Consider the following 25945-nt stretch of genomic DNA (forward strand, 5'->3'; position numbering starts at 1 on the left):
CGGGACCCCGGCGGGATTTGCGCATTGTCCTGACATGGGGGCAATGTTACCTGCGAGGAGAAGCGGGCCACAAGCGGGACCATGGGCAAGACGCTGACCTTCCTTGGCATCGAATCGAGCTGCGACGATACCGCCGCAGCTGTGGTGCGGCTTTCGAGCGGCGGCCGCGGCGAGGTTCTGGCCTCGGTGGTCGAAGGGCAAGAGGCGCTCCATGCCGGTTTTGGCGGCGTGGTGCCGGAAATCGCCGCCCGCGCCCATGCCGAAAAGCTGGATCTTGCGGTCGAAGCGGCGCTGGCCTCGGCCCATGTGGCGTTGGCCGATCTGGATGGAATCGCTGTGACGGCAGGGCCAGGGTTGATCGGCGGCGTGCTGTCGGGCGTGATGCTGGCAAAGGGCCTGTCGGCGGCGACCGGCCTGCCGCTGGTCGGGGTGAACCACCTGGCGGGCCATGCGCTGACGCCGCGGCTGACCGATGGCATCGCCTATCCCTATCTGATGCTGCTGGTTTCGGGCGGCCATTGCCAGTTTCTTAGGGTCGAGGGACCCGAAACCTTCCGCCGCCTGGGCAGCACGATCGACGATGCACCGGGCGAGGCCTTTGACAAGGTGGCCAAGCTTCTGGCCCTGCCGCAGCCCGGTGGGCCCCAGGTCGAGGCGGCAGCCAATGCGGGTGATGCGAAACGCTTCCGCTTTCCAAGGCCGCTCTTGGACCGCGAGGGCTGTGATCTGTCGTTCAGCGGGCTGAAAACGGCGGTCTTGCGGGCCCGCGACGAGGTGATCGCCGAAAGAGGCGGACTGACCTTGCAGGACCGCGCCGATCTTTGCGCTGGCTTCCAGGCGGCGGTGGCCGATGTGCTGGCGGAAAAGACCCGCAGGGCGCTGGTTGCATTTCCGGCACCCGTATTGGCCGTGGCGGGCGGCGTGGCGGCGAACAGCCTGCTTCGGGCCAGATTAGAGACTGTTGCGGCTGCGGCAGGGGCGCAATTCCTTGCCCCTCCGCTGAGGTTTTGCACCGACAATGGCGCGATGATCGCCTGGGCGGGTATCGAGCGTTTCCTGGCGGGCGGTCGGGACGGAATGGATCTGTCGGCGCGATCACGTTGGCCGCTGGATCAGGCGGCGGCCCCGATGCTGGGCAGCGGCAAGCGGGGGGCGAAGGCATGACGGGCGCCGCGATCGGTGTGGCCGGAGCCGGCGCCTTCGGTGTGGCGCTGGCCGTGGCGCTGGCGCGCGATGGCACGACCGTTCGGCTTTGGGGCCGCGAGGCCGGGCTTGCGGCGCGGCGCGAGAGCCTGCGCCTGCCCGGGGTCCGGCTGCCCGAGGCGGTTGAAGTGGCGGAGAACGTCTCTGCGCTGGCGGAAAGCGGGCCGATCCTTTTGGCAATGCCGATGCAAGCGCTGCGCGGGTTTCTGGCGGCCGAGGGCCGAGATTTGCTGGCAAGCGATCTGGTCGCCTGCTGCAAGGGGATAGACTTGGAAACCCTGGTCGGCCCGGCCGAGGTGATGCAGGCGGCGGGGGCCAGGGGCGCGGTGGCGGTGCTGACCGGGCCAAGCTTTGCCGCCGATATCGCGCGCGGCCTGCCCACGGCGCTGACGCTGGCCTGCGCCGGACCACAGGGCAAGGCGCTGCAACATGCGCTCTCGACGGCCGCGCTGCGGCTCTACCGGACCGAGGATGTGATCGGCGCCGAGTTGGGTGGGGCCCTGAAGAATGTGATCGCCATCGCGGCAGGCGTGGTGGCGGGGGCAGGTCTTGGCGAAAGCGCCCGGGCGGCGCTGGTGACGCGCGGCTATGCCGAGATGGCGCGGCTGGCCGAGGCGATGGGAGCAAGGCCCGAAACGCTGGCGGGCCTGTCGGGTCTGGGCGATCTGATCCTGACCTGCACCTCGCCGCAATCACGCAACTTTGCCCATGGCGCGGCACTTGGCGCGGGCCGGGTGCCGGTGGCGGCGACGGTCGAGGGCGTGGCGACCGCGCGAGCAGCGGTGCGGCTGGCGGCAGCGAAGAAGATCGAGGTTCCGGTCGCGGCCATGGTGGCGCGGCTGGTAGAAGCGGAAATTGGCGTGGGCGAGGCTGTGACGGCGCTGATGTCCCGCCCATTGAAACAGGAGTAAGACATGCGCGTGGCAGTGATCTGTAGCGACAAGGCGGGACATCTTGAGGTCCGCAAGGCCAATCGCGAGGCGCATCTGGCCTATCTGAAAGAAACCGGCGTGGTCGAGATGGCGGGACCGTTCCTGGATGCCGAAGGCGGGATGAACGGCTCGCTTCTGGTGCTGGACGTGGCCGATCTCAAGGCCGCACAGGACTGGGCGGCGGGCGATCCCTATGCCAAAGCGGGGCTGTTCCAAAGCGTCGAGATCCGCGAATGGAAAAAGGTGATTGGATGAACTTCTGGCTGTTCAAATCCGAACCCGATGTCTGGGGCTGGGACCACCAGGTCGCCAAGGGGGACGAGGGCGAGGAATGGCATGGCGTCCGCAACTATCAGGCCCGCAACAACATGCGGGCCATGAAGATCGGCGACCGGGGCTTCTTCTACCACTCCAATGTGGGCAAGGAGATCGTGGGCATCGTCGAGGTCTGCCGGGAAAGCAGCCCGGACAGCACGACCGACGACCCGCGCTGGGACTGCGTCTGGATCAAGGCGGTCAAACCCTTCGGCCGGGCGATCACGCTGGATGAATGCAAGGTGACGCCGGGGCTGGAAAAGATGGTCCTGGTCAACAACACCCGGCTGTCGGTGCAGCCCGTCAGCCCCGAAGAATGGGCGATCCTGTGCCGCATGGGCGGGGTGGAGCCGTGATGTCCCACGGTGGGACAGACTGTCCTGCCGTGTATTTTCAAGGGCTTGACCCTGCGGCATTCAGAAATTCTTAAGGATTCCCCGAAGCCCTGCGCCGGTGCATGATGGCTGTGATCATCATCTCGCGGAGGAGAACATGGAACTTCTGAACGTTCTGGCTGCGGCGCTCGCGGCCTTTGCCTTTGGCGCGGTGTGGTACATGTCGATGTCGAAGGCCTGGATCGCGGCGGCAGGGATTCCGGTCGATGACAGGGGTCGGCCGCAGGGCAATGGCAGCCCGATGCCCTTTGTGGTGGGCTTTGTCGCCATGGTGCTGGTCGCCGGAATGATGAGGCACATCTTCGCCATGGCGGGGGTCGCCTCGCTGGGCGGCGGACTGGTGGCCGGGGCCGGGATCGGCGCATTCCTGATCACGCCCTGGGTCGCGATGAACTATGCCTTTGCCATGCGCAAACCGGCGCTGACCCTGATCGACGGGGTCAACAGCGTGGTGGGCTGCGCGGTGATGGGCGCAGTGCTGAATCTGTTCTAAGGGGCCGCCTGTCAGGCGAAGCGGTCAGTGGCGCGGATCAACTGGTCGCGGATGCCGGGCTCCATGGCGGAGTGGCCAGCCCCGTCGATCAGATGAAAGCTCGCCTCTGGCCAGGCTTTGTGCAGATCAAAGGCGGTGCGGGCCGGACAGGGCATGTCATAGCGGCCATGGACGATGGCACCGGGGATACCGCGCAGGCGCGATGCGTCCCGCAGCAACTGACCCGGTTCTAGCCAGCAGTCGTGGTAGAAATAGTGATTCTCCAGCCGGGCGAAGGCCTCGGCAAAGCGATCCTGCCCGAATTGCTCGACGAGCTGGGGTTGCGGTAAAAGCGTGATGGTGCTGCCTTCCCAGACCGACCAGGCGCGGGCCGCGGTCTGGCGGGTGGCCCGATCGTCCGAGGTCAGGCGTTTGCGATAGGCGGCGATCAGGTCGTCATGCTCATCGGGGGGGATCGGGGCCAGGAAATCCTCCCAGGCATCGGGAAACATCTCGGAGACGCCGAAGCGGTAATACCAGTCGATCTCGGCCCGGGTGACGGTGTAGATGCCCCGCACGATCAGTGCGCTGACCCGTTGCGGATGGGTTTCGGCATAGGCCAAGGCCAGCGTCGACCCCCAGGATCCGCCGAAGACCAGCCATTTGTCGACCCCAGCCAGGGCACGCAGCCGTTCGATATCGGCGACCAGGTGCCAGGTGGTGTTCGCCTCAAGCCCAGCATGGGGTGTGGACCGGCCGCAGCCGCGCTGGTCGAACAGCAGAACATCGTAGCGGGCAGGGTCGAAGAAGCGGCGATGGTTCGGCTCGATCCCGCCGCCGGGCCCGCCATGCAGAAAGACGGCGGGCGTGGCGCCGGGGGTGCCAACGCGCTCGTAATAGACGGCGTGGCCGTCGCCAACCTCAAGCATGCCAGTGGCATAGGGTTCGGTGAGGGGATAGAGGTCGCGGAGCGTCATGGCGGGCCTTTCTCTGACGGCCCGATGCTGCATGAGCCCGGTGCGCCCGGCAAGGGGTGGCCAGAGACGAGATGTCGGGAGAAAAAACGAATGGAGGGCTCCACACCCCTGCGGAACCCTCCATCCACCCCATACGCTCCCCTAGCACCGCGCATGATCTGAAAAGGGTTCCGGGCCGTTCTGCCCTGCCTTGCCAGCATGAATAGCGGAACGGGCCGGTTCTGGCAAAGCCGACGCCCGTAGAATTTGAGCTGATTTTTCGGCGCCGCCGCGGAGGGGCGGAGATGCCGCAGGTGCAGCGGGTTGACCCGGACCGTCAAAGGGCGCTTGCTTGGCACCAAGAGGGCCGCACCCAACGCGGACAGGACAGGAGGCAAATCAAGCCATGTTCGAGACCTTTTCCGCCCTTGATCTGGCCCGGTTCCAATTTGCCTTCACCATCTCGGCCCATATCATCTTTCCGGCCTTCACCATCGGTTTGGCCAGTTTTCTGGCCGTGCTGAATGCGCTGTGGCTGTGGAAGGGCGACCCGGTCTATCTGCGGCTTTTCGACTATTGGAAGACCATCTTCGCCGTCGTCTTCGGCATGGGCGTCGTGTCGGGGATCGTGATGTCCTATCAGTTCGGCACCAATTGGTCTGTCTTTTCCGACAAGGCGGGGCCGATCATCGGACCCTTGATGGGCTATGAGGTGCTGTCGGCCTTTTTCCTTGAGGCCGGGTTCCTGGGCGTGATGCTGTTCGGGCGCCAAAGGGTGGGCGAAGGGGTGCATATGGCGGCCACGGCAATCGTGGCCATCGGCACGCTGTTTTCCGCCTTCTGGATCCTGAGCGTGAACAGCTGGATGCAGACACCGACGGGCCATGGGGTGAACGCGGCGGGCCAATTCGTGCCCGAAGACTGGTGGGCAGTGGTCTTCAACCCGTCCTTTCCCTATCGCCTGGTCCATATGGTACTGGCGGCCTATCTGACGACGGCATTCATGGTGGGCGGCGTCGGCGCTTGGCACCTGATCCGCAGCCCCGACAGCCGCGGCGCCGCAATCATGTTCTCGATGGCGATGTGGATGGCGCTTGCGGTGACGCCCCTGCAGATCGTGGCGGGTGATGCACATGGCTTGAACACACTGGAACACCAGCCCGCCAAAATCGCCGCGATGGAGGGGCATTTCGAAGGCTTTCCGCAGGGCGGCGCACCGCTGATCCTGTTCGGCCTGCCCGATGACCAGGCCGAAGTGACGCGCTGGAAGGTGGAAATCCCCTCTCTCGGCTCGTTGATCCTGACGCATAGCCTGGATGCGCCCCTGAAGGGGCTGAAGGATTTCCCGCCGGAAGACCGGCCGAAATCGGCGCTGATCTTCTGGACCTTCCGCATCATGGTGGCGGTGGGCTTCGCCATGCTGGGGATCGGGCTTTGGGCGGCCTGGGCGCGGTTCCGCAAACGGCTCTATACCGCGCGCTGGCTGCATCTGGCCGCGGTGGCGATGGCGCCTTCGGGCTTTCTGGCAGTGCTGTGCGGCTGGATCACCACCGAGGTCGGGCGCCAGCCCTTTACCGTCTATGGCCTGCTGCGCACGGCGGACAGCGCCTCGCCCCTGCAGGCGGGGGCGGTGGGGGCCTCGCTCGTGGCGTTCGTTCTGGTGTATTTCGTCGTCTTCGGGGTGGGCACGCTGTATGTCTTGCGCCTGATGTCGCTTCGCCCCCGCGATCGGATCGAGACCGAGGAGATCGGACCCACGCGGACTGCGGCACCGGGGCCGGTGGCCGGGGAGGGACGGAATGACTGATCTCGCGGAAATATGGGCGGCGATCATCGCCTTCGCAGTTCTGGCCTATGTGGTGCTGGACGGGTTTGATCTGGGGATCGGCATCCTGTTTCCGGTGTTGAAGGACCGGCAGGAGCGGCATCTGGCGATGAACACGATCGCCCCGGTCTGGGATGGCAACGAGACCTGGCTGGTGCTGGGCGGCGGCGGGCTGTTTGCCGTCTTTCCGCTGGCCTATGCGGTGGTGATGCCGGCGCTGTATCCGCTGATCATTGCCATGCTGCTGGGTCTGGTGTTTCGCGGCGTGGCCTTCGAGTTCATCCATCGCAGCGCACGCCGCAAAGGCTTCTGGGAGGCGGGCTTCTTTGGCGGATCGGTTGTCGCCGCGCTGGCGCAGGGCATGGCGCTGGGGGCATTGGTGCAGGGGATCGCCGTCGAGGGGCGCGCCTATGCCGGCGGCCCCTGGGACTGGCTGACCCCCTTTTCGGCGCTGACCGCGCTGGCGCTGCTGGTGGGCTATGCGCTTCTGGGCGCGGGCTGGCTGATCTGGAAGACCGGCGGCGAGACACAGGCCCGCGCGCGGCGCTTCGCGCGGCCCTTGACCCTGGCGATGCTGGCGCTGATCGGGGCCGTCAGCCTGGCCACGCCTTTCCTGCGGCCGGAATATCTCGCGCGCTGGTTCGGCTGGCCTTCGGGCATCTGGAGCGCGGTCATGCCCCTGCTGATGGCGCTGGCCGGGTGGCAGTTGTGGCGCGGCCTGCGCGACCAGGACGACCGGCGGCCCTTCCTGGCGACGGTCGCGATCTTCGTGCTGTGCTATGTGGGGCTTGGGGTCAGCTTTTACCCCAATATCGTGCCACCAAGCCTGAGCATCGCCGATGCTGCCGCACCTGAAGCCTCACTGCGCTTCCTGCTGGTGGGCGCGGCTGTCCTGGTGCCGGTGATCCTGGCCTACACCTCATGGTCCTATTGGGTCTTTCGCGGCAAGATCGGGCCGGAAGACGGCTATCACTAAGGGATCAGTGCCGGACCTCGGGCAGCAGGAAGGCGAAGAGGCCCAGCAAGGGAAGGAAAGCGCAAATCTGGTAGACGGTCACGATTCCCCATTGATCGGCCAGCATGCCCAACCCCGCCGCGCCAAAGGCGGCGATCCCGAACGCCAGGCCGAAGAGAAGCCCGGCCACCATGCCGGTATGCTGCGGCATCAGATCCTGGGCATAAACGACCATGGCGGGAAAGGCCGATGCCAGCATCATTCCCGCCACCGCGGCGACGATGACATTGGGGATCAGCGGCAGCCAGGGCAGCGCGATGGTCAGCGGCAGGATGCCCAGGATCGACCACAGGATCACCCGGCGCCGTCCGATGCGGTCGCCGATCGGGCCGCCGATGATCGTGCCGGCGGCGACTGCGGCCAGGAAGATGAACAGGCAGTTGAGCGCCTGCTGTTCGGTCAGGTCGAAACGCTCGATCAAATAGAAGGCGTAATAGTTCGAGAAGCTGACGGAATAGAGGAATTTCGACAGCATCAGGACGATCAGGATGAACATGCCGAAGCGCACGACGGCAGCCCCGAGCGTATTGCCCGTACGCGCGCGTGACTTGCGCGCCAGAGCGCGGGCTGCGCCCGTCGTCACATACCAGCGACCGACCAGCGTCAGCACGATCATCCCGACCATCGCCACTCCCGCGAACCATTCGATGGAAATCTGGCCGCGTTCCAGCACGATCCAGCCCGCCGCCAGCGGGCCCAAGGCCGTGCCTGCATTGCCGCCGACCTGAAACACCGATTGCGCGAAACCGGGGCGCATCCCGGCCGCAAGCCGGGCGATGCGCGACGCCTCGGGATGGAAGATCGAGGAGCCAAGCCCGATCAGTGCCACCGCGATCAGGATCATCGCCAGCGTGGTCGCATGGGCCAGCAGCACCAGCCCGACCCCAGTCGAGGCCATGCCGGCAGCCAGGGCATAGGGCATGGGGCGGCGGTCAGTATAAAGGCCGACCAGCGGTTGCAGGATCGAGGCCGTGCCCTGGAAGACAAAGGTGATCAGGCCGATCTCGGTGAAGGTCAGCCCGAGGCTGGACTTCAACAAAGGATAAGAGGCCGGGATCAGCGACTGCATCAGGTCATTCAGGAAATGACCCGTGGCGACCGCAAAGATGATCGGGACAACCGTCGATTCGACAGCGGCGGCAGGTTGAGGCTGAGAGGTCATGGCATTTCGCAAGGACTGACGGCGCGGACCATGCCGCGCCGCCCCGGAAAGTTCAATCACCCATTCGCCTTTGCAGGTCGGTTATGGTGGCAGCGCAGGGGTCGCAGACGCGCGCGCCGTTCAGGCGTAGACCGACTCTTTGCCGAAATGCTTGACCAGCATGTAATAGAAGGGTGCGCGATACTTGTTGCGCTCGGATTTGCCATAGGTTTCCACGGCGGCCAGGATGCCTTCCATAAGGGCCGGCCCATCCTTGAGGCCAAGCTTCTTGATCAGGAAATTCGCCTTGATGCGTTCCAGCTCGTCCTTGTCGCTGGCCGCGACGGTCTGGGCGTCATTGTCATAGATGGCCGGGCCACAGCCGATGGTCACCTTGGTGAGCAGCGCCATGTCCGGCACCATATTGCACTTGGTCTTCAGATCCTCGGCATATTTCGCGATCAGCTCGTCCCGCTTGCCCATTTTGCCCTCGTTCCTGTGATGAATCCTACGCTCCTGCGCTGCAGGAGAGGGGCAAAGTCTAGGCCATCGAACCTGTCAGGCAATGGGGAAAAAATCGAGCGCCGCCGCAGATTTGCTGCGGCGGCGCCCGGAAATGTCAGGAAAGACGGTTCAGTAGCGTTCAGTAGCGGTAGTGATCGGCCTTGAACGGGCCGTCGACCGCGACGCCGATATAGGCCGCTTGTTCGGGCTTCAGCTCGGTCAACTTGACGCCGATCTTCTTCAGATGCAGGCGGGCGACCTTTTCATCCAGCGACTTGGGCAGGATGTAGACGCCGGGCGCATAGTCCTTGCCCTTGGTCCAAAGCTCGATCTGCGCCAGCACCTGATTGGTGAAGGAAGCCGACATGACAAAGGACGGGTGGCCAGTGGCGTTGCCCAGGTTCAGCAGCCGGCCCTCGGACAGAAGGATGATCTGGTTGCCCGACGGCATCTCGATCATGTCCACCTGGTCCTTGATATTGGTCCATTTGTGGTTCCTGAGCGCGGCCACCTGAATTTCATTGTCGAAATGGCCGATATTGCCAACGATCGCCATGTTCTTCATCTCGCGCATATGCTCGAGACGGATCACATCCTTGTTGCCGGTGGTGGTGATGAAGATGTCCGCGCTGGCGACCTCGTCTTCCAGAAGCGTGACCTCATAGCCGTCCATTGCGGCTTGCAGGGCGCAGATCGGGTCAACCTCGGTCACCTTGACCCGCGCACCAGCGCCGCGGAGCGAGGCGGCCGAGCCCTTGCCGACATCGCCATAGCCGCAAACCACGGCGACCTTGCCCGCCATCATCGTGTCGGTGGCGCGGCGAATGCCGTCGACCAGCGATTCCTTGCAGCCATATTTGTTGTCGAATTTCGATTTGGTGACCGAGTCATTGACGTTGATCGCCGGGAAGGGCAGCAGGCCCTTCTTGTGCAGATCATACAGGCGATGGACGCCGGTGGTGGTTTCCTCCGACACGCCCTGGATCGCGACGCGTTGCTTGGTGAACCAGCCGGGCGAGGCGACGAGACGCTTTTTGATCTGGTTGAACAGGCAGACCTCTTCGTCGCTGGTCGGCACGGCGATCAGGTCGGTTTCGCCGGCTTCGACGCGGGCGCCAAGCAGGATGTAGAGCGTGGCATCGCCGCCATCGTCGAGGATCATGTTGCAGGTGCCGCCCGCGCCGCCGAACTGGAAGATGCGGTCGGTATAGTCCCAGTATTCCTCAAGGCTTTCGCCCTTGATCGCGAAGACCGGAGTGCCCGCCTCGGCAATGGCGGCGGCCGCATGATCCTGGGTCGAGAAGATGTTGCACGAGGCCCAGCGAACATCGGCGCCCAGCGCCTTGAGCGTCTCGATCAGCACGCCGGTCTGAATCGTCATATGCAGCGACCCGGCAATGCGCGCGCCTTTCAGCGGCTGCGACGCGCCGAATTCCTCGCGGCAGGCCATCAGGCCCGGCATCTCGGTCTCGGCGATGGTCAGTTCCTTGCGGCCGAAATTGGCCAGCGCAATGTCTTTGACGATATAATCGGCCATGGTGCCGCTGCTCCGGGATTGCTGCTTTGGCAGGGCCATAGCATCATAAGATCACGGCGGCAACGCGGGCGGATTTCAACTTCTACGGGTCAGCTCGCGACATTCGACTGTTCGAGAACCTGGTCCGGCGTGGCGGTATCGGTCCAGCCGATGCCCGAAGTGACGACGCAGGAGATGCCGTCATCGCCCTTGTGCACCAGCGTCCAGGTGCCCATCAGGGTCGAGGCGTAAAGCTCCATCACCAGCCCATCGGCCTGAAGGCTGGTATCGACCAGCGTCTCGGCGAAGTCATGGTCGAGCGATGCGACCATGGTCGCGCTGTCCTGGCAGACCGGGCGGTCGAAGGCATCGTCGGGCGTCACACCCGGCATATCATAGATCGAAAGTTGGTCAGTGCCGGCATAGGCGGGATAGGCGACGATCTGGGCGGGCTCGGCCGCGACGCGGGCGGTAATATCCGACGAAAAGGCGGCATAGCCGGACGCGATCAGGCCAAGGGCAAGGAAGGGGATCGGGTTCATGGGCGCGGACCTCGTATCTTCTTGCAGAGCAGGCGCCGGATTGCGCCTTGACGTTCACGTCATCAACGCGAGGACGGCAGGAAGGTTCCATCTCCGGCCCGGAAGGCCCGCTTTACAGCGCGGCAGGCCCTGCGCTATCCGCTGGAGAAACGGCGAAAGGGGCGGATCATGGCGCGGCAGGCGCGGGCGTGGCAGCGAATGCTATCGGGGCGGCGGCTGGACCTTCTGGATCCCACTCCGGTCGATATCGAAGTCGAGGATATCGCCCATGGCCTGGCCTTCGTGGCGCGCTGGAACGGTCAGACGCGGGGCGACTGGCCCTATTCGGTGGCCGAACATTCCCTGCTGGTGGAAGAGATCTTCGCCCGCGCCAATCCGGGCATCGCGCCGCGCTGGCGGCTGGCCGCCCTGCTGCATGACGCGCCGGAATATGTGATCGGCGACATGATCAGCCCGGTCAAGGCCGCGGTCGGGCCGGCCTATGGCGCGCTGGATGAAAGGCTGACGGCGGCGGTGCATCTGCGCTTTGGTCTTCCCGCCGTTCTGCCCGGCGAAGTCAAGCGGCAGATCAAGGCGGCGGACCGGATCAGCGCCTGGCTGGAAGCGCGGCAGATCGCCGGTTTCTCCGAAGCGGAATCAGATAAATTGTTCGGCCGGCCTGACACGGCGCTGATGCGCGGTCTGGCCATCCAGCTGCGTCCGCCCGCAACGGTGCGGGCGGAGTTTGTGTCGCGACACACCCAGTTGCTGGCCGCCTGCTAGAAGCGCGCGGCCTCTCACGCGCGCAAACCGGCCAGCGAGAACCAGCGACGGCGGCGGGCATGGTCTTCGCCCGGAACGGGCCGACGACGGCCATGATCGGTATGGCGCGGCTCCATCCGCGTCGCGATCAGCAGCGCATCGGCAAATATATTCAACATTTCCTTTCTCCTTCTGACTGGCTTGATGCCGATATTTCTGCCAGAAATCGGCTGTATCTCCGAGTCAGCAATCTTTTCAAACTGTAAGTTGAACTGACATATGCCCATCGCTTGGAACCGCCTTCCGCCGCTGACCTCGCTGCGCGCCTTTCAGGCCGTGGCCGAGATGCAGGGCCTCAGCGCCGCCGCGCGCGCGCTGAACGTGACCCATGCCGCCGTCGCGCAGCAGGTGCGGGCGCTCGAGACGCATCTGGGCGTGGCGCTGGTGCATCGCGCCGGGCGCGGCATGGCGCTGACCGCCGAAGGGGCGATGCTCGCGCGCGCCTTGGATGAGGGGTTCGGCACGATCCAGTCGGGCCTCGAGGCCCTGCGTGGAGGGGCAGATCGGCCGGTGACGCTGACCCTGACACCCACATTCGCCACGCAGTGGTTGATGCCAAGGCTCAAGGATTTCTGGGCGCGACACCCCGAGATCGGCCTGTCGCTGAACCCGGATCCGCGCGTTCTGGATCTGCGCCGCGCCGGGATGGATCTGGCGATCCGCTATGGCAATGGCCAGTGGCCCGGCGTCGAGTCAAAATTCTTGACCTCGGCCCGGATGGCGGTCGCGGCAGCGCCCGCGCTTTTGGCAGGTCGCAAGGCGTTGAGCGCTGCCGAAATGCAGGCGGAAGACTGGATCCTGACCAATGACTGGCCCGAGCGAAACAACACGCTGCGGGCTCTGGGCCTGAACCCCGACAAGCTGGAGCGCACCGAATTCCCGGATGAAGCGCTGTCGCTGGCGGCGGCGCGTCAGGGTCTGGGCATCGTGATGGAAAGCCTGGCCCTGCTGGAAGACGATCTGCGGGCGGGGCGGCTGGTCTTGCTGCATGACAGCCGGGATCGTCTGCCAGCCTACTTCCTGGTGACGCCGCCCGGTCCGCAAAGAGCTGCGGTCCGGGCGTTCGCGAAATGGCTGTCGCAGGTGGCGTGAACTCCCCAGTCCGCCGCCTGCGGCCAGATCAGATCATCATATCTTCCGGCGATTTGCCGGCTTTCAGTGCATCGGCATACCAGCGCGGTTTGCGACCCCGACCGGTCCAGGTATCGTCGGCATTGGCGGGATTGCGATACTTGGCTGCCGAGGCCGAACGTTTGCGCCCAACCGGAGCCAGCCCGGTCAGTTCCGAAAGCGAAAAGCCCAGATCGCGGGCCTTTTCCTCAAGCGCAGCCAAGGCTTCCTTCTTTTTGCGGTCCTCATAGCCGGAAATGGCTTTTCCGACCTGCCCGTGGAGGTCCTTCAACTCTTTAAGCGACAAGCTGCTTAGATCAATGTTCATCGCGGTTCCTTTCAGCTTCCCCTTCATTTTGGATAGAGAGGTGCCGCTTAAACCGCAATCTGGAAGTTTCTATTTCGGACTGCGCTTGGCCAGAATACGCTGAAGCGTACGGCGATGCATGTTCAAGCGGCGCGCTGTTTCGGAAACATTGCGGTCGCACATCTCATAGACGCGCTGGATGTGTTCCCAGCGCACCCGATCGGCCGACATCGGGTTTTCGGGTGGCGCGGGCATACCATCGCCCCGTGCAAGAAGCGCATTCATCACGTCGTTGGCATCGGCGGGTTTGGACAGGTAATCGATCGCACCCACCTTTACCGCCGCAACGGCGGTGGCAATGGCGCCATATCCCGTCAGCACCACGATCCGGCAATCGGGCCGCCGGTCCCGCAGGGTTTCCACCACATCCAGCCCGTTGCCATCTTCAAGCCGCAGGTCGACCACGGCATAGGCCGGGGGGCGGCTTTGGGCGATCAGCTTGCCCGCTGCAACGCTTTCCGCGGTCTCAGGCTCGAATCCGCGCTTCTCCATCGCCTTGGCCAAGCGTTTGACGAAGGGCTCGTCGTCATCGACCAGCAGAAGGCTGCGGTCGGGGCCAAGATCGGGCGTCACGTCATCGGCCATTGGCGCGCTCCTGTCCTATCGGTCGGGCAAACCTAAGATCAATCCAGGATATGGTCAATTTGCCCCCGCTGCAGCATCGAGGAAGCAGCCCGCGCCGCGCGCCACGTCATCGGCGGTGGCATCATGCTTGTAGAAATCGGCAAAGCCGTGGCCGGGCAGCATGAGATAGGTGAAGGCGGAATGATCCATCAGATAATAGTTGGGATCTTCGCCCTCCTGCTTCTTGAAGTAGACCCGATAGGCCTTGGCCGCCGCGGCGATCTGGTCCGGGCTGCCCGAAAGACCAGTGGCGCGCGGGTGGATATTGGCGGCAAAGTCACCGACGACTTTCGGCGTGTCGCGATCCGGGTCGATGGTGATGAAGAGCAGATTGACGTCCTGACCCTGCTCTTCAAGAATATCCGCGGCTTCCGCATTGCGCGACATGTCCATCGGGCAGACATCGGGGCAGAAGGTATAGCCGAAATAGACCAGCGTCGGCTTCGTCAGCATATCCTTGTCGGTGACGGTCTTGCCGTCCTTGTCGACCAGAGTGAAAGGCCCGCCGATATCGGCACCGCCGGTCTGGCCCTGGCGGCATTGCGCGAAGATATCGGCTGGCGCCTGCGTGGATTTCCAAGCGACATAGCCGCCCGTGGCCGCGAGACCCAGCGCCACGACCGCAGCCGCCGCCGATGCGTAGAATTTCAACATGGCTTGCCTCCTGCCGTCTTGCCCGGTTGCCTTGATCGCCCGGATCGCGGCCCGTAACAATGCCGAAAGCATGAATCTGACGTGGGGGACAATGCGACAAGACGGCAGTCAGGCGCCGGGCCAGGTTTTCTGGGCGGCCGAGGCGGGCGGCAAGTGGATGCGGCTGCGCACGCTCATCTTCCTGCGCTGGATGGCGGTCTTCGGCCAATTGGCCGCGATCACCGTGGGCGAGCGCTGGCTGCACTTGCAGCTGCCGATCGGCCTTTGCTACCTTGCCGTCGGCGTGTCGATCATCGCCAATCTCGTCTCGGTCTTCGTCTTCCCGGAAAACCGCCGGCTGACCGAATTCGAGGCGTTGCTGACGCTGCTCTTCGACCTTGCGCAGCTTTCTTTTCTGATCTTCGCCACCGGGGGGCTGACAAATCCCTTCGCGCTGCTGCTTCTGGCGCCGGTCACCATCTCGGCCCTGGCGCTGAGCCTGCGCGCGACCCTGGTGATCTCAACCACCGCCATCGCGCTGGTCAGCGCCTTTACCGTCTTCAACATTCCGATCCGGCTGGCAGACGGCACCGAACTGACCGTGCCGCCGCTGTTCGAATTCGGTTTCTGGCTGGCGATCGTGGTCGGGATCGCCTTCATCGGTCTCTATTCCCGCCGGATCGCCACAGAAATGCGCGCCATGGCGGATGCGCTGCTGGCCACGCAGATGGCGCTGGCGCGCGAGCAGAAGCTGACCGATCTGGGCGGGGTGGTGGCCGCGGCGGCGCATGAGCTGGGCACGCCCCTGGCGACGATCAAGCTGGTCTCGACCGAGCTGATGGCGGAGCTGGAAGACAAGCCGGATCTGCATGACGATGCCAAGCTGATCCGCGATCAGGCCGACCGCTGCCGCGATATCCTGCGCGGCATGGGGCGGGCCGGGAAGGACGACCTGCAATTGCGCCAGGCGCCGCTGGGCACGGTGCTGCGCGAAGCGGCCGAGCCGCATATGCAGCGCGGCAAGGAGGTGCTGTTCGATCTTGGCCCCGGACCGGGCGGCACCGAGCGCGAACCGATCATCCGGCGCAGCCCCGAGGTGATCCACGGCTTGCGCAATCTGGTGCAAAACGCCGTCGATTTCGCCCGCAGCACGGTCTGGATCGATGGCGAATGGACCGACAGCGCCATCATCCTGCGCATCGTCGATGACGGCGAGGGCTATCCGCCCCATGTCATTGGCCGCATCGGCGACCCTTTCGTGCGCTCGCGCCGGTCGGAACAGGATCTGACGCGCCGCCCGGAATATGAAGGTATGGGGCTGGGTCTGTTCATCGCAAAGACGCTTCTGGAACGCGCCGGGGCGCAGCTCAGTTTCGCCAATGCCGCCGATCCGTTCCTGACGCCCGAGGAACGCCCCGAACGGTGCGGTGCGGTGGTCGAGGTGGTCTGGCCCCTGCAACGGCTGATCGCGCCGGAAGGGGCGACCGGGGCGCAGAACCAGCCCTTCGAGGCCTGACCGAAGCCAGGACCCAGCCCACTCAGTTTAACTATTTGTTAACTGAGGTCTTCCTACTCTGGCCTCTGGCGAAGCGGGAGAGCGAAGATGGGCTGGTCTCTGGCGGCTGGGCTTGTTGTCACGGCGGGGTTGGTCGCCCTTGCCTCGCTTCTGGCGCTGTCGCTGATTCCCGGACGCCCGGGCAGTCCGCGCAGGACGATCTTTGCCGAGGCGACCCCCGCGACAGTGCTGCTGTTCGATGGCGAGACGCTGGTCGATGCCACGCCGTCGGGCAGGGCGATGCTGGCAGGCGGCATCGAGGGACCGGGCGCCGCCTGGATCAAAGCGCTGTCCAAGCTGGAGCCGCTTTTTCCCGGCCTCGCGGCGCGGATCGAGGGGTTGCAGCGCGAGGGGCGGTTCGTCCTTTGCTCGCGTGAGGATGTGAAACCGCCGCTGGTGCTCCGGGCGGAGCATCTGGGCGGGCTGACGCGGCTGACTTTGGTCGACAGCGACGGCGAGGCGCAGCTTCCGCAATTCGATGGCGCCGCCGAAACGGCGATGCGCGACGAGACGCGCGGTCTGCGCGAGACGCTGACTCACGCGCCGCTGTTGATCTGGCGGGAAAGCGCCGAGGGCGAAGTGGTCTGGGCGAATGCGGCCTATCTGAAAACCGCCGCCGCGCTGATCGAACCGGAGCGAGAGCTGTCCTGGCCGCTGCCGGCGATTTTCCCCGCCGCCGAAGGCATGGCCGCCGCAACCGGGCGGCGGGTGCTGCGGGTTGAGGGCGCGGTGCATTGGTTCGAGCTGACTTCCATGCCGAGCCAGGGCGAGACACTGCATTACGCCCAGCCCGCGGACCGGCTGGTGCAGGCCGAGGCCAGCCTGCGCGACTTCATGCAGACCCTGACCAAGACCTTCGCCCATCTGCCGATCGGTCTGGCGATTTTCGACGCCCAGCGCGTGCTGCAATTGTTCAATCCGGCGCTGATCGACCTGACAGGGATGCCCGCCGAATTCCTGATCGCGCGCCCGACCCTGCCCATGCTGCTGGACGCGATGCGCGAAAAGGCGATGATCCCCGAGCCGAAGGACTACCGAAGCTGGCGCAAGCAGATCGTCGAGCTGGAAGAAGCCGCAGCCTCGGGTCTGTTCGAGGATACCTGGACACTGCCATCGGGACAGACCTACCGCGTCATCGGCCGCCCTCATCCGAACGGCGCGCTGGCCTTCATGTTCGAGGACATCTCGACCGAAATGATGCGCACCCGTCGCTATCGCGCCGATCTGGAACTGGGCCAGGCGGTGATCGACGCGATGGAGGATGCGGTCGTCGTCTTCACCCAGGATGGCAGTGTCGCCATGTCGAACCGCGCCGCCGCCGAATTGTGGACGGGCATGGATCAGGCCATGGTGCCGGTGACGGGCGAAAGCTCGGTTCTGACCCTATGGCGCGAATTGGCGGCGCCCACGCTGCTGTGGAACGACCTGGCCGAGTATATCGGTACCTTCGGCCCGCGCGAGGCCTGGGAGGGCGACCTGCGGCTCAAGGACGGGCGACCGCTGCATTGCCGTGTCTCGCCCATGCCGCATGGCGCGACGCTGGTGTCGTTCCGGCTGGTGCTGGCGCGCGGCGCGCAGGGCCAGGGTCAGGACAGCGGCATGGCGGTGATGATCGCCTGAGCCGGAGGGAGGGCGGCTTGCGCTTGGCCGGGGCGGCGCTAGACTCGCAGCCATGCAGGCCGAAACCGCTTTGATCTTGCCCGATGAATCCGCTGCCAGCGCCTTTGGCGCGCGGCTGGGGAAATGCCTGCGTCCAGGGATGGTAATCCTGCTGGAAGGGCCGCTTGGCGCGGGCAAGACTCATCTGGCGCGGGCCGCGATTCGGGCGATCTGCGGGGCCTCGACCGAGGTGCCTTCGCCCAGCTTCACGCTTGTCCAGACCTATGACGGGCCGGAATGCGAAATCTGGCATGCCGATCTATATCGGCTGACCCATCTGTCCGAGGTGGATGAACTGGGGCTTGATGCCGCCATGGGCCGCGAGATCGTGCTGGTCGAATGGCCCGATCGCCTTGGCGCCGCCCCGCAAGGCGCGGTGACGCTGCGCCTGTCACCCGAAGGCGAGGGGCGGCGGCTGGAGATTTCGGGCGCGACAGCGGGTCTCCTTGCCTGCCTTGGCCTGCAATGACGGATCGCCCCGACATGCGGGCCGCCTTCCTGCGGGCCGCGGGCTGGGCGGGGGCCCGCGCCGCGCATCTGGCGGGCGACGCCTCGGCCCGCAGCTATGAGCGGCTTTGGCAAGGCTCCGACAGCGCGGTCCTGATGGATGCCGCAGGAGCCGAGGCAGAGACGCGGGATTTCCTGAAGATCGCGGCGCATCTTGCCGCCCTGGGCCTGTCGCCGCCGCAGGTTCTGGCTGCCGATCCGGCGGCGGGCTTTGTGCTGCTTGAGGATCTGGGCGACGATCTTTACACCAGCGTTATCGCGCGTGATCCGGCGCTTGAGATCCCGCTGTGCGAGGCCGCGGCCGAGGTGCTTTTGCACCTGCAACAGGCCGCCCCACCGCCGGACTTGCCCGAGTTTTCGGCGGCGGATTGGGCCGATCAGGCACTGTTGGTGACGGAATTCTACGCCGGGATCGACGGCGGCGATCTGGCGCAGACGCTTCGGGACGCGCTGTGCGCCTTGGCTGACGGGCAGCGCATTCTGCTTCTGCGCGATTTCCATGCCGGGAACCTGTTGTGGTTGCCCCGACGCAAAGGCCATGCCCGGGTCGGCTTGCTGGATTTCCAGCAGGCGCAGCTGGGCCAGCCGGCCTATGACCTTGTCTCTTTGTTGCAGGATGCCCGGCGCGACGTGCAGCCTGCATCGGAAGAGGCGGCTCTGGCGGTCTTCGCGCAGGGGCTGGGCGTGTCACGCGCCGATCTCGCCCCCGGTTATGCCGTTCTTGGCGCCCTGAGGGCGCTGCGCATTCTGGGCATCTTCGCCCGGCTCTGCCTGCGCGATGGCAAGCCGGGCTATCTGATCCATTTGCCAAGGGTCTGGCGGCAATTGCAGGGCAATCTGGCCCATCCGGCGCTGGCGCGGCTGCGCGCGGTCTGCGACAGGCTTCTGCCCGCGCCGGACCCGGCCATGATCGAGGGACTAAGGGCGCGATGCGGCACGATCCCTTTCCGTTGATGCTTTTCGCCGCCGGTTTCGGCACGCGGATGGGTGCGCTGACCGCGACCCGGCCGAAGCCGCTGATCGCGGTGAACGGGGTCACGCTCCTGGACCGGGCGCTGGCGCTGGCAGAAGAGGCCGGGGCCGCGCCGGTGGTGGTGAACACCCACTATCTGGGCCAGCAGATCAAGGCGCATCTGGCCGGACGGGGCGTGGCCATCAGCGATGAGCCGGACGAGATTCTGGAAACCGGCGGCGGGTTGCGAAAGGCCCTGCCGCTGCTGGGCCAAGGCCCGGTGATGACGCTGAACCCGGATGCCGTATGGTCGGGGCCGAATCCGCTGCGCCTGCTGGCCCAGGTCTGGAATCCGGAGCGGATGGATGCCCTGCTTCTGGTGAAACCCGCCACACAGGTGCGCGGGCGCGGGGGCAAGGCCGATTTCCTCGTCGATCCCCAGGGGCGCATCCGCCGCGCCGAAGGGACCGAGGGCGTGCTTTATCTGGGCGCCCAGATCCTGAAAACCGACGGCATGTCCCATATTTCCGAACATGTATTCTCGTTGAACCTGCTCTGGAACCGGATGATCGCAGCCGACCGCGCCTATGCCCTGCCCTATCCGGGCGATTGGTGCGATGTCGGCAGCCCGGAAGGCCTGGCCGAAGCCGAAGCGATGCTGGGACCGGCGCGATGATCTTTCCCGAACCTGGCCCCCGCGTCTTTGCCCTGCCCCCCGGCGCCGATTTCCCGGCCCGATTGGCAAAGGGTCTGCGCGCGCGCATGGCGGGGCAGCCGCCCGAGGCGATGGCGGGGGTGACCGTCTTCCTGAACACGCAAAGGATGCGCCGCCGGGTTCTGGAAGCCCTGACCGCCGGGGGCGCGACGATCCTGCCCCGCCTGCGGCTGGTGACGGAACTGGGGGCCGACCTTCTTCTGGGCGGCGGGGCGGCGGTCACGCCCTTGGCCCGGCGGCTGGAGCTTGCGGTGCTGGTCGACCGGCTCTTGCAGGCGGAGCCAGGGCTTGCACCGCGCTCGGCCCTGTTCGACCTCGCCGACAGCCTGGCCGGGCTGATGGATGAGATGCGCGCCGAATCAGTGGCACCGGACCGGGTGATCGGGCTGGATGTCTCGGCCCATGCCGGACACTGGGCGCGGACCCAGCGTTTCGTCGGGCTGGTCATGGGCTTCTTCGGCCCCGGCGCCGAGCCCGATGCCGAAGCGCGACTGCGCGCCGCGACCGAGCGCCTGATCGCACGCTGGCAGGCGACCCCTCCGCAGGGGCCGGTGATCGTCGCGGGTTCGACCGGATCGCGCGGCACCACGGCGCTGCTGATGCGGGCGGTGGTGCGCCTGCCGCAGGGGGCGCTGCTGCTGCCGGGCTTCGATCTGGAACAGCCCGACGCGGTCTGGGACGGAATGGAAGACCCGATGGGCCATGAGGACCATCCGCAGTTCCGCTATCGGCGGCTGATGGACAGTTTGCAGATCGACCGAGCGAACATTCTGGACTGGGACGGGATGCCCGCTGCCGATCCCGCGCGCAACCGCCTCATCTCGCTGGCGCTGCGCCCCGCGCCCGTCACCGACCAATGGATCGCCGATGGGCCGGGGCTGGGCGACCTGGCCGGTGCGACGGCAAACCTGACCCTGATCGAGGCGCCCGGGCCCCGGCAAGAGGCGCTGGCCATCGCGCTTCGGCTGCGACAGGCGCTGAAAGATGGCCAAAGCGCTGCCTTGCTGACACCCGACCGCGAGTTGACACGGCGGGTCACGGCGGCGCTGGACCGCTGGCGCATCGCGCCCGACGATTCCGCCGGGGTGCCACTGCTTCACGCCCCGCCGGGGCGTTTGCTGCGGATGATCGCGCGCGGCATGGGGCGGCGGCTGGCGGTGGATGAGGTGCTGGCGCTTCTGAAACATCCGCTGGCCTTCACGGGCGGGGACCGTGGCAACCATCTGCGCCTGTCGCGCGATCTGGAACTGCATCTGCGCCGTCATGGTCCGGCCTTCCCGGATGGCGCTTTCCTCTCGGCATGGCCGAAGAAGGAGGAAGAGAAGCCCTGGGCCACGGCACTGGCGGCTGTGCTGGACGGCCTGTCTGAAACCGGCACCGCGCCCCTGGCGCTTCTGGCCCGCCGCCACCGGGCGCTGGCCGAGGCGCTGGCGGGCGGCGAGGCCGGTGGCAGCGGCGGGCTGTGGGACAAGGCAGCCGGGGCCGAGGCGATCGCGGCAATGGCAGAATTGGAGGCCGAGGCGCCGGAAGGCTTTGCCCTGACGCCGCAGGATTACGCCGCTTTGGCCGAGGCGGTGATTTCCCGCCGCCAGGTGCGCGAGGCTGTGGGGCAGGATCTGCGGCTGCAGATCCTTGGCCCGCAAGAGGCGCGGATCCAGGGCGCCGATCTGGTCATCCTTGCCGGGTTGAACGAGGGCGTCTGGCCCGGCAAGCCCGCGCCCGACCCCTGGCTGAACCGGCAGATGCGTGCCGAGGCCGGGCTTTTGCTGCCCGAACGCCGCATCGGCCTTTCGGCGCATGACTTCCAGATCGCCGCCGCAGCGCCGCAAGTGGTGTTGAGCCGCGCCCTGCGGGATGCCGAAGCCGAGACAGTCGCCTCGCGCTGGCTGAACCGGCTGACCAATCTGCTGGCCGGTCTACCGGATACCGGCGGGCCGGGCGCGCTGATGGCGATGAAGGCGCGGGGGGCCGAGCTGCTGACGCAGGCTGAGGGGCTGGATGCGCCCCTGCCCGCCCCGCCAGCCGGTCGCCCCGCGCCACGCCCGCCGCTGGATCTGCGGCCGGACCGGCTGTCTTTGACCGAGGTGGAAAAGCTGATCCGCGACCCCTACGCGATCTATGCCCGCCATGTCCTGCGCCTTCAGCCGCTCTCGCCGCTGCGCGCGTTGGCCGATGCGCGGCTGCGCGGCGAGGTGCTGCATCGCGTGCCGGAAGCCTTTCTCAAGGCCGGCGTGCCGGAAGATCCCGATCAGGCGGCCGCGCTGCTGATGCGGATCACCGACCGTGTGCTGGAGGAAGAGGTGCCCTGGCCCGGCATGCGCGCCGTCTGGCGGGCGCGGATGGCGGAAATCGCCCGGCCCTTTGTCGAAAGACTGCTGGCCGAGGGCGCAGCACCCGTGGTGCTGGAGCGCAAGTACCAGATCGAAATCCCCGGCCTTGGCTTTACCCTTGTGGGCAAGCCCGACCGGATCGACCGTGATGCCGAGGGCCGCGTGACGATCGTCGATTACAAGACCGGCACCCCGCCCAGCGTGCCGCAGCAGGACAAATTCGCCAAGCAGCTGGATCTTGCCGTCGTGATGGCGGCGCTGGGCGCCTTCCCCGAACTGGGGCCGGTCTCCGAAGCGCGCACCACCTATCTGGGGCTGAAGCCGGGCCTCAAGGAAGTGACGCGGCATCGCACTGAAGAAGACATCGCGCGGATTCTGGCAGAATTCACCGCCCTTGTTCTGGCCTATCGCGACCCGGATCAGGGTTACGCCGCACGCCGCGCCGTCTTTGACCTGCGCTCGGGCGGGGATTACGACGATCTGGCCCGCTATGGCGAATGGGACATGACCGCCGACCCCGCGCCGGAGGCTTTGCAATGACCTCGCTGGCGACTGAACACCAGAATGCGGCGGCCAATCCCGACAGCAATGTCTGGCTGGTGGCCAATGCCGGGTCGGGCAAGACCAAGGTGCTGACCGACCGGGTGGCGCGGCTTTTGCTGCGTGGGGTCGATCCTCAGAACATCCTCTGCCTGACCTATACCAAGGCGGCGGCGGCCGAGATGCAGAACCGGCTGTTCCAGCGGCTGGGGCAATGGGCGATGGCACCCGAGGCTGTGTTGTTGCGCAACCTGGCCGATCTGGGCGAAGGCGCGGCCCTGCCACCCGAGCGGCTGGCCCGGGCGCGGCAATTGTTCGCCCGCGCGATCGAGGCGCCGGGCGGCATCCGTATCCAGACCATCCATTCCTTCTGCGCCAGCCTCTTGCGGCGCTTTCCCTTGGAAGCGGGCGTCAGCCCGGCCTTCACCGAGATCGACGACCGCAGCGCCGCCCTGCTGCGGGCCGAGATCTTCGACCAGATGGCCGAGGGGCCGGAGGCGGGCCTGCTGAACGCCATACTGCCCGATGCGGGGGAAGAGACCGAGCGGCTGATCGACCAGATCATCGCCAACCGGGCAGCGCTGGCCCAGATGCCGTCGGATGCCGTCTTGCGCGACACGTTCGGGCTGGCGCCGGGCTTTGATGAAACGGCCCTGCTGGCGGGCGTGTTTCTGGGTGGCGAGGCGGCACTGCTGAACGCGATCCTGCCGGTGCTTCGGGCAGGAAAATCCACCGATGCCAAAGCCGCCGAGAAGCTGTCGGGTCTGGGCCGCGATCTGGCGTCGCTGGCGGTTCTGGAAGACGTGCTTCTGACAGGATCAGGCGCGAAAGAGCCGTTTTCCGCCAAGATAGGGACATTTCCCACCAAGGACATCCGCGCCGCGCTGGCCGCGCAGATGCCGCAGCTTGAAGCCTTGATGCAGCGGGTCGAGGCGGCACGGCCGCTGCGGCTGGGCCTTGCGGCGCTCCGCGCCTCGGAACGGCTGCACCGTTTCGCCAGCGCCTATCTCGCGCGCTATGAGACGGCCAAGGCCACGCGGGGCTGGCTGGATTTCGACGATCTGATCGTGCGGGCAACCGCCCTTCTGACCGATCCGGGCATCGCGCCCTGGGTGCTCTATCGGCTGGACGGGGCGATCGACCATGTGCTGGTGGACGAGGCGCAGGATACCAGCCCGGCGCAATGGCGGATCATCGCGGCGCTGACGGCGGAATTCACCGCAGGCGAAGGCGCGCGACGGGTTGCGCGGTCCCTGTTCGTGGTGGGTGACAAGAAGCAATCGATCTATTCCTTCCAGGGCGCCGATGTGGCGGGCTTCGACACCGTGAAGGGCGATTTCAAGGCGCGGTTTGAAGGCGCCGACCAGGCGCTGGTGGAACGCCCGCTGGTCTATTCCTTCCGCTCGTCCGAGGCCGTGCTGCAGCTGGTCGACCGCGCCTTTCCGGGGCCGATGACCGCGGCCCTGGGCGGGCTGTTCGAACACAAGCCCTTCCACGAGACCATGCCGGGACGGGTGGACCTTTGGCCGCCGGTGCCCAAGGCCGAAAAGCCCGAGCCGAAAGACTGGTTCGATCCGGTGGACCTGCCCTCTGACGAAGACGCGCCTGTGGTGCTGGCGCGGCGCATCGCCCATAAGATTGCAGGGATGCTGGAACGCGGCGAGCAGATCTTCGACCACCAGAAAAAGGCCTTCCGCCCCCTGCGCGCGGGCGACGTGCTGGTGCTGGTGCAGCGCCGCAAGGAACTGTTCCACGAGATCATCCGGGCCTGCAAGAAGCGCGGCCTGCCCATCGCGGGGGCCGACCGGCTGAAACTGGCCGAGGAGCTGGCGGTGCGCGACCTGCTGGCGCTGCTGGCTTTCGTCAACACCCCCGAAGATGACCTGGCGCTGGCGACCGCGCTGCGCTCTCCGCTGTTCGGCTGGAGCGAGCAGCAGCTTTTCACCTTGGCCCAGGGCCGCAAGGGGTTTCTCTGGGAAAGGCTGCGTGACACCGAGGACGAGACGACGCTGGCGGTCCTCCACGATCTTCGGGACCGGGCCGAGTTTCTGCGGCCCTACGAACTTCTCGACCGCATCCTGACCCGGCATGGCGGCCGGGCGCGGCTGCTGGGCCGCCTGGGTGAAGAGGCGGCGGATGCGATTGACGAGCTGGTCAGCCAGGCCCTGACCTATGAACGCGCCGAAGTGCCCAGCCTGACCGGGTTCCTGGTCTGGATGCAGGCGGGCGATGTCGAAGCAAAGCGCCAGGCCGAGAGCGAAGGCGCGATGATCCGGGTGATGACGGTGCATGGCTCGAAAGGGCTTGAGGCGCCGCTGGTGATCCTGCCGGAAACCCAGGATCGCGACCTGAAGGAACAGGACCGGCTGATCCCGCTGCAAGGCGGCGTGGTGGCCTGGAACGGCCGGGCCGAGGAAAACCCCGCCGGGCTGGCAGCGGAAAAGGCGGCGCGCAAAGCGGCGCGCGAGGCCGAGAACCTGCGGCTGTTATATGTTGCACTGACGCGCGCGCGCTGCTGGCTGATCGTGGCCGGGGCGGGAGAGTGTGGCCCGACATCCTGGCATGGCATCGTCGCGGCGGCGCTGGCGGGCTTGCCGACTGCCCCGTTGCAAGCAGGCGTGTTACGCTATCAATTCGGCCCCTGGCCAGAGCCCGAAACCGCGCCCGCAGAGACGAAATCGGCCCAACCCGCCCCGCCTGATTGGGCTGCGCAAGCCCCGCATCCGCCACCCACCCCGCGGCGAGTCTTCAGCCCCTCGCGCCTGGGCGGCGACAAGCTGGTGGCGCGGGCAGAGCCCGTCGAGATCACGGAAATCGCGCCCGAGGAAGATCGGCTGGAACGCGGCAGCCTGCTGCATCTACTGCTGGAACATTTGCCGGACAGCCCGCCGCAGGACTGGCCCGCCTTGGCCGAAACCTTGGGCGCAGGGCCGCAGGTTCTGGCCGAGGCCAGGGCGATCCTGTCCGACCCGGCGCTGGCCTGGATCTTCGCGCCCGGCACGCTGGCCGAAGTGCCGCTTTCAACGCCATGGAACCGCGATGTCCTGATCGGCGCGGCGGACCGGCTGATCGTGACGCCGGATGTGGTGACGGTGGTCGATTTCAAATCGAATGTCAGCCTGCCCGCCGGCCCGGACGCCATTCCCGAAGCCTATCTGCGTCAGCTTGGGGCCTATGCCCTGGCGCTGGAGGGCATCTATCCCGGCCGCCGGATCGACACTGCGATCCTCTGGACGCGCGGGCCGCAACTTATGGCGGTCAGTGCCGAGATCGTGAGGGCTGCCCTGTCCCGCGCCACCAGCCCTTGACCCGGGCGGGGGGCAACCCTAGGTTCTA

General features: G+C 66.2%; 25 protein-coding genes. 16 read left to right on the plus strand and 9 right to left on the minus strand.

The genetic code is table 11. The annotated features are described in order from the left end of the window. Positions 1–81: 81 nt before the first annotated feature. From tsaD to ACED67_RS14795, 5 genes are all read left to right on the plus strand, one after another. The gene (tsaD, locus tag ACED67_RS14775; RefSeq protein ID WP_395542478.1) at positions 82–1164 is read left to right on the plus strand and encodes a tRNA (adenosine(37)-N6)-threonylcarbamoyltransferase complex transferase subunit TsaD; all 1083 of its coding nucleotides are present in this window, start codon (positions 82–84) and stop codon (positions 1162–1164) included. Beyond that, the gene (locus ACED67_RS14780) at positions 1161–2114 is read left to right on the plus strand and encodes an NAD(P)H-dependent glycerol-3-phosphate dehydrogenase (protein ID WP_395542479.1); all 954 of its coding nucleotides are present in this window, start codon (positions 1161–1163) and stop codon (positions 2112–2114) included. The genes tsaD and ACED67_RS14780 overlap by 4 nt, the downstream gene beginning before the upstream one ends. A gap of 3 nt (positions 2115–2117) precedes the next feature. Next, on the plus strand, positions 2118–2390 hold the full coding sequence (locus tag ACED67_RS14785) for a YciI family protein (RefSeq protein ID WP_395542480.1): 273 nt from the start codon (positions 2118–2120) through the stop codon (positions 2388–2390). Further along, on the plus strand, positions 2387–2806 hold the full coding sequence (locus ACED67_RS14790; protein ID WP_395542688.1) for an EVE domain-containing protein: 420 nt from the start codon (positions 2387–2389) through the stop codon (positions 2804–2806). Before ACED67_RS14785 ends, ACED67_RS14790 begins: the two co-directional genes overlap by 4 nt. A 136-nt stretch (positions 2807–2942) precedes the next feature. Further along, on the plus strand, positions 2943–3338 hold the full coding sequence (locus ACED67_RS14795) for a DUF1761 domain-containing protein (RefSeq protein ID WP_395542481.1): 396 nt from the start codon (positions 2943–2945) through the stop codon (positions 3336–3338). An 11-nt stretch (positions 3339–3349) separates the two neighbouring features. Here ACED67_RS14795 and pip read toward each other — a convergent pair whose 3' ends face one another. Further along, the gene (gene pip / locus ACED67_RS14800; protein WP_395542482.1) at positions 3350–4294 is read right to left on the minus strand and encodes a prolyl aminopeptidase; all 945 of its coding nucleotides are present in this window, start codon (positions 4292–4294) and stop codon (positions 3350–3352) included. 385 nt (positions 4295–4679) lie between these two features. Between pip and ACED67_RS14805 the strand changes: the two genes are divergently transcribed. Together ACED67_RS14805 and cydB are read left to right on the plus strand one after the other, a co-directional pair. Next, on the plus strand, positions 4680–6080 hold the full coding sequence (locus ACED67_RS14805) for a cytochrome ubiquinol oxidase subunit I (protein ID WP_395542483.1): 1401 nt from the start codon (positions 4680–4682) through the stop codon (positions 6078–6080). After that, entirely contained in the window at positions 6073–7074 is a 1002-nt protein-coding gene (cydB, locus tag ACED67_RS14810) for a cytochrome d ubiquinol oxidase subunit II (RefSeq protein WP_395542484.1), read from the plus strand. Before ACED67_RS14805 ends, cydB begins: the two co-directional genes overlap by 8 nt. Before the next feature lie 4 nt (positions 7075–7078). Here cydB and ACED67_RS14815 read toward each other — a convergent pair whose 3' ends face one another. From ACED67_RS14815 to ACED67_RS14830, 4 genes are all read right to left on the minus strand, one after another. Further along, complete coding sequence (locus ACED67_RS14815; RefSeq protein ID WP_395542485.1) at positions 7079–8275, minus strand: MFS transporter; 1197 nt, start codon at positions 8273–8275, stop codon at positions 7079–7081. A 120-nt stretch (positions 8276–8395) separates the two neighbouring features. Next, on the minus strand, positions 8396–8737 hold the full coding sequence (locus tag ACED67_RS14820; protein WP_395542486.1) for a DUF2853 family protein: 342 nt from the start codon (positions 8735–8737) through the stop codon (positions 8396–8398). Positions 8738–8897: 160 nt separating this feature from the next. Further along, entirely contained in the window at positions 8898–10295 is a 1398-nt protein-coding gene (ahcY, locus tag ACED67_RS14825; RefSeq protein ID WP_395542487.1) for an adenosylhomocysteinase, read from the minus strand. An 89-nt stretch (positions 10296–10384) separates the two neighbouring features. Continuing rightward, complete coding sequence (locus ACED67_RS14830) at positions 10385–10816, minus strand: hypothetical protein (RefSeq protein WP_395542488.1); 432 nt, start codon at positions 10814–10816, stop codon at positions 10385–10387. Positions 10817–10984: 168 nt separating this feature from the next. On the opposite strand from ACED67_RS14830, the gene ACED67_RS14835 reads away from it, so the two are divergent. Continuing rightward, positions 10985–11578 (plus strand): HD domain-containing protein, encoded by a 594-nt coding sequence (locus tag ACED67_RS14835; RefSeq protein ID WP_395542489.1) that lies wholly within the window; start codon positions 10985–10987, stop codon positions 11576–11578. Between the two features lie 14 nt (positions 11579–11592). On the opposite strand, the gene ACED67_RS14840 is transcribed toward ACED67_RS14835, so the two are convergent. After that, positions 11593–11736 (minus strand): hypothetical protein, encoded by a 144-nt coding sequence (locus ACED67_RS14840; protein ID WP_395542490.1) that lies wholly within the window; start codon positions 11734–11736, stop codon positions 11593–11595. A 100-nt stretch (positions 11737–11836) separates the two neighbouring features. Here ACED67_RS14840 and ACED67_RS14845 point away from each other — a divergent pair, with 100 nt between their 5' ends. Next, positions 11837–12709, plus strand: coding sequence for a LysR family transcriptional regulator (locus tag ACED67_RS14845; RefSeq protein ID WP_395542491.1), 873 nt, complete (start codon positions 11837–11839; stop codon positions 12707–12709). A 28-nt stretch (positions 12710–12737) separates the two neighbouring features. Here the strand turns inward: ACED67_RS14845 and ACED67_RS14850 are convergent, their stop codons facing one another. From ACED67_RS14850 to ACED67_RS14860, 3 genes are all read right to left on the minus strand, one after another. After that, positions 12738–13055, minus strand: coding sequence for an H-NS histone family protein (locus ACED67_RS14850; RefSeq protein WP_395542689.1), 318 nt, complete (start codon positions 13053–13055; stop codon positions 12738–12740). 69 nt (positions 13056–13124) lie between these two features. Continuing rightward, complete coding sequence (locus ACED67_RS14855) at positions 13125–13679, minus strand: ActR/PrrA/RegA family redox response regulator transcription factor (RefSeq protein ID WP_395542492.1); 555 nt, start codon at positions 13677–13679, stop codon at positions 13125–13127. 54 nt (positions 13680–13733) lie between these two features. Then, positions 13734–14372, minus strand: coding sequence for an SCO family protein (locus tag ACED67_RS14860; protein WP_395542493.1), 639 nt, complete (start codon positions 14370–14372; stop codon positions 13734–13736). 91 nt (positions 14373–14463) lie between these two features. Here ACED67_RS14860 and regB point away from each other — a divergent pair, with 91 nt between their 5' ends. The 7 genes from regB to addA all read left to right on the plus strand — a co-directional run bounded on the left by regB (position 14464) and on the right by addA (position 25917). Next, positions 14464–15867, plus strand: a complete 1404-nt coding sequence (gene regB, locus ACED67_RS14865; RefSeq protein ID WP_395542494.1) for a sensor histidine kinase RegB — start codon at positions 14464–14466, stop codon at positions 15865–15867. Positions 15868–15954: 87 nt separating this feature from the next. Next, positions 15955–17526 (plus strand): PAS-domain containing protein, encoded by a 1572-nt coding sequence (locus ACED67_RS14870; protein WP_395542495.1) that lies wholly within the window; start codon positions 15955–15957, stop codon positions 17524–17526. A 52-nt stretch (positions 17527–17578) separates the two neighbouring features. Further along, positions 17579–18034, plus strand: coding sequence for a tRNA (adenosine(37)-N6)-threonylcarbamoyltransferase complex ATPase subunit type 1 TsaE (gene tsaE, locus ACED67_RS14875; protein ID WP_395542496.1), 456 nt, complete (start codon positions 17579–17581; stop codon positions 18032–18034). A gap of 14 nt (positions 18035–18048) precedes the next feature. Then, positions 18049–19026: an aminoglycoside phosphotransferase family protein gene (locus tag ACED67_RS14880; protein ID WP_395542497.1), complete on the plus strand. Its 978-nt coding sequence runs from the start codon at positions 18049–18051 to the stop codon at positions 19024–19026. Further along, positions 19002–19700, plus strand: a complete 699-nt coding sequence (locus tag ACED67_RS14885) for a nucleotidyltransferase family protein (RefSeq protein ID WP_395542498.1) — start codon at positions 19002–19004, stop codon at positions 19698–19700. The genes ACED67_RS14880 and ACED67_RS14885 overlap by 25 nt, the downstream gene beginning before the upstream one ends. Then, entirely contained in the window at positions 19697–22609 is a 2913-nt protein-coding gene (gene addB / locus ACED67_RS14890; RefSeq protein WP_395542499.1) for a double-strand break repair protein AddB, read from the plus strand. Before ACED67_RS14885 ends, addB begins: the two co-directional genes overlap by 4 nt. After that, positions 22606–25917, plus strand: coding sequence for a double-strand break repair helicase AddA (addA, locus tag ACED67_RS14895; RefSeq protein ID WP_395542500.1), 3312 nt, complete (start codon positions 22606–22608; stop codon positions 25915–25917). The genes addB and addA overlap by 4 nt, the downstream gene beginning before the upstream one ends. Positions 25918–25945: the final 28 nt, after the last annotated feature.

Origin of the sequence: Neotabrizicola paludis, from assembly GCF_044142105.1 — a bacterium.
GTDB lineage: Bacteria > Pseudomonadota > Alphaproteobacteria > Rhodobacterales > Rhodobacteraceae > Pseudogemmobacter.

Excerpts from the sequence above, each read along its gene's own strand:
- cydB (WP_395542484.1), top strand. The coding sequence starts at position 6,073 with ATGACTGATCTCGCGGAAATATGGGCGGCGATCATCGCCTTCGCAGTT.
- ACED67_RS14850 (WP_395542689.1), bottom strand. The coding sequence starts at position 13,055 with ATGAACATTGATCTAAGCAGCTTGTCGCTTAAAGAGTTGAAGGACCTC.
- ACED67_RS14805 (WP_395542483.1), top strand. The coding sequence starts at position 4,680 with ATGTTCGAGACCTTTTCCGCCCTTGATCTGGCCCGGTTCCAATTTGCC.
- tsaE (WP_395542496.1), top strand. The coding sequence starts at position 17,579 with ATGCAGGCCGAAACCGCTTTGATCTTGCCCGATGAATCCGCTGCCAGC.
- ACED67_RS14830 (WP_395542488.1), bottom strand. The coding sequence starts at position 10,816 with ATGAACCCGATCCCCTTCCTTGCCCTTGGCCTGATCGCGTCCGGCTAT.
- ACED67_RS14820 (WP_395542486.1), bottom strand. The coding sequence starts at position 8,737 with ATGGGCAAGCGGGACGAGCTGATCGCGAAATATGCCGAGGATCTGAAG.
- ACED67_RS14880 (WP_395542497.1), top strand. The coding sequence starts at position 18,049 with ATGCGGGCCGCCTTCCTGCGGGCCGCGGGCTGGGCGGGGGCCCGCGCC.
- ACED67_RS14860 (WP_395542493.1), bottom strand. The coding sequence starts at position 14,372 with ATGTTGAAATTCTACGCATCGGCGGCGGCTGCGGTCGTGGCGCTGGGT.
- ACED67_RS14845 (WP_395542491.1), top strand. The coding sequence starts at position 11,837 with ATGCCCATCGCTTGGAACCGCCTTCCGCCGCTGACCTCGCTGCGCGCC.
- ACED67_RS14835 (WP_395542489.1), top strand. The coding sequence starts at position 10,985 with ATGGCGCGGCAGGCGCGGGCGTGGCAGCGAATGCTATCGGGGCGGCGG.
- ACED67_RS14885 (WP_395542498.1), top strand. The coding sequence starts at position 19,002 with ATGCGGCACGATCCCTTTCCGTTGATGCTTTTCGCCGCCGGTTTCGGC.
- addA (WP_395542500.1), top strand. The coding sequence starts at position 22,606 with ATGACCTCGCTGGCGACTGAACACCAGAATGCGGCGGCCAATCCCGAC.
- pip (WP_395542482.1), bottom strand. The coding sequence starts at position 4,294 with ATGACGCTCCGCGACCTCTATCCCCTCACCGAACCCTATGCCACTGGC.
- ACED67_RS14870 (WP_395542495.1), top strand. The coding sequence starts at position 15,955 with ATGGGCTGGTCTCTGGCGGCTGGGCTTGTTGTCACGGCGGGGTTGGTC.
- ACED67_RS14840 (WP_395542490.1), bottom strand. The coding sequence starts at position 11,736 with ATGTTGAATATATTTGCCGATGCGCTGCTGATCGCGACGCGGATGGAG.
- ACED67_RS14855 (WP_395542492.1), bottom strand. The coding sequence starts at position 13,679 with ATGGCCGATGACGTGACGCCCGATCTTGGCCCCGACCGCAGCCTTCTG.
- addB (WP_395542499.1), top strand. The coding sequence starts at position 19,697 with ATGATCTTTCCCGAACCTGGCCCCCGCGTCTTTGCCCTGCCCCCCGGC.
- regB (WP_395542494.1), top strand. The coding sequence starts at position 14,464 with ATGCGACAAGACGGCAGTCAGGCGCCGGGCCAGGTTTTCTGGGCGGCC.
- tsaD (WP_395542478.1), top strand. The coding sequence starts at position 82 with ATGGGCAAGACGCTGACCTTCCTTGGCATCGAATCGAGCTGCGACGAT.
- ACED67_RS14815 (WP_395542485.1), bottom strand. The coding sequence starts at position 8,275 with ATGACCTCTCAGCCTCAACCTGCCGCCGCTGTCGAATCGACGGTTGTC.
- ACED67_RS14790 (WP_395542688.1), top strand. The coding sequence starts at position 2,387 with ATGAACTTCTGGCTGTTCAAATCCGAACCCGATGTCTGGGGCTGGGAC.
- ACED67_RS14785 (WP_395542480.1), top strand. The coding sequence starts at position 2,118 with ATGCGCGTGGCAGTGATCTGTAGCGACAAGGCGGGACATCTTGAGGTC.
- ahcY (WP_395542487.1), bottom strand. The coding sequence starts at position 10,295 with ATGGCCGATTATATCGTCAAAGACATTGCGCTGGCCAATTTCGGCCGC.
- ACED67_RS14780 (WP_395542479.1), top strand. The coding sequence starts at position 1,161 with ATGACGGGCGCCGCGATCGGTGTGGCCGGAGCCGGCGCCTTCGGTGTG.
- ACED67_RS14795 (WP_395542481.1), top strand. The coding sequence starts at position 2,943 with ATGGAACTTCTGAACGTTCTGGCTGCGGCGCTCGCGGCCTTTGCCTTT.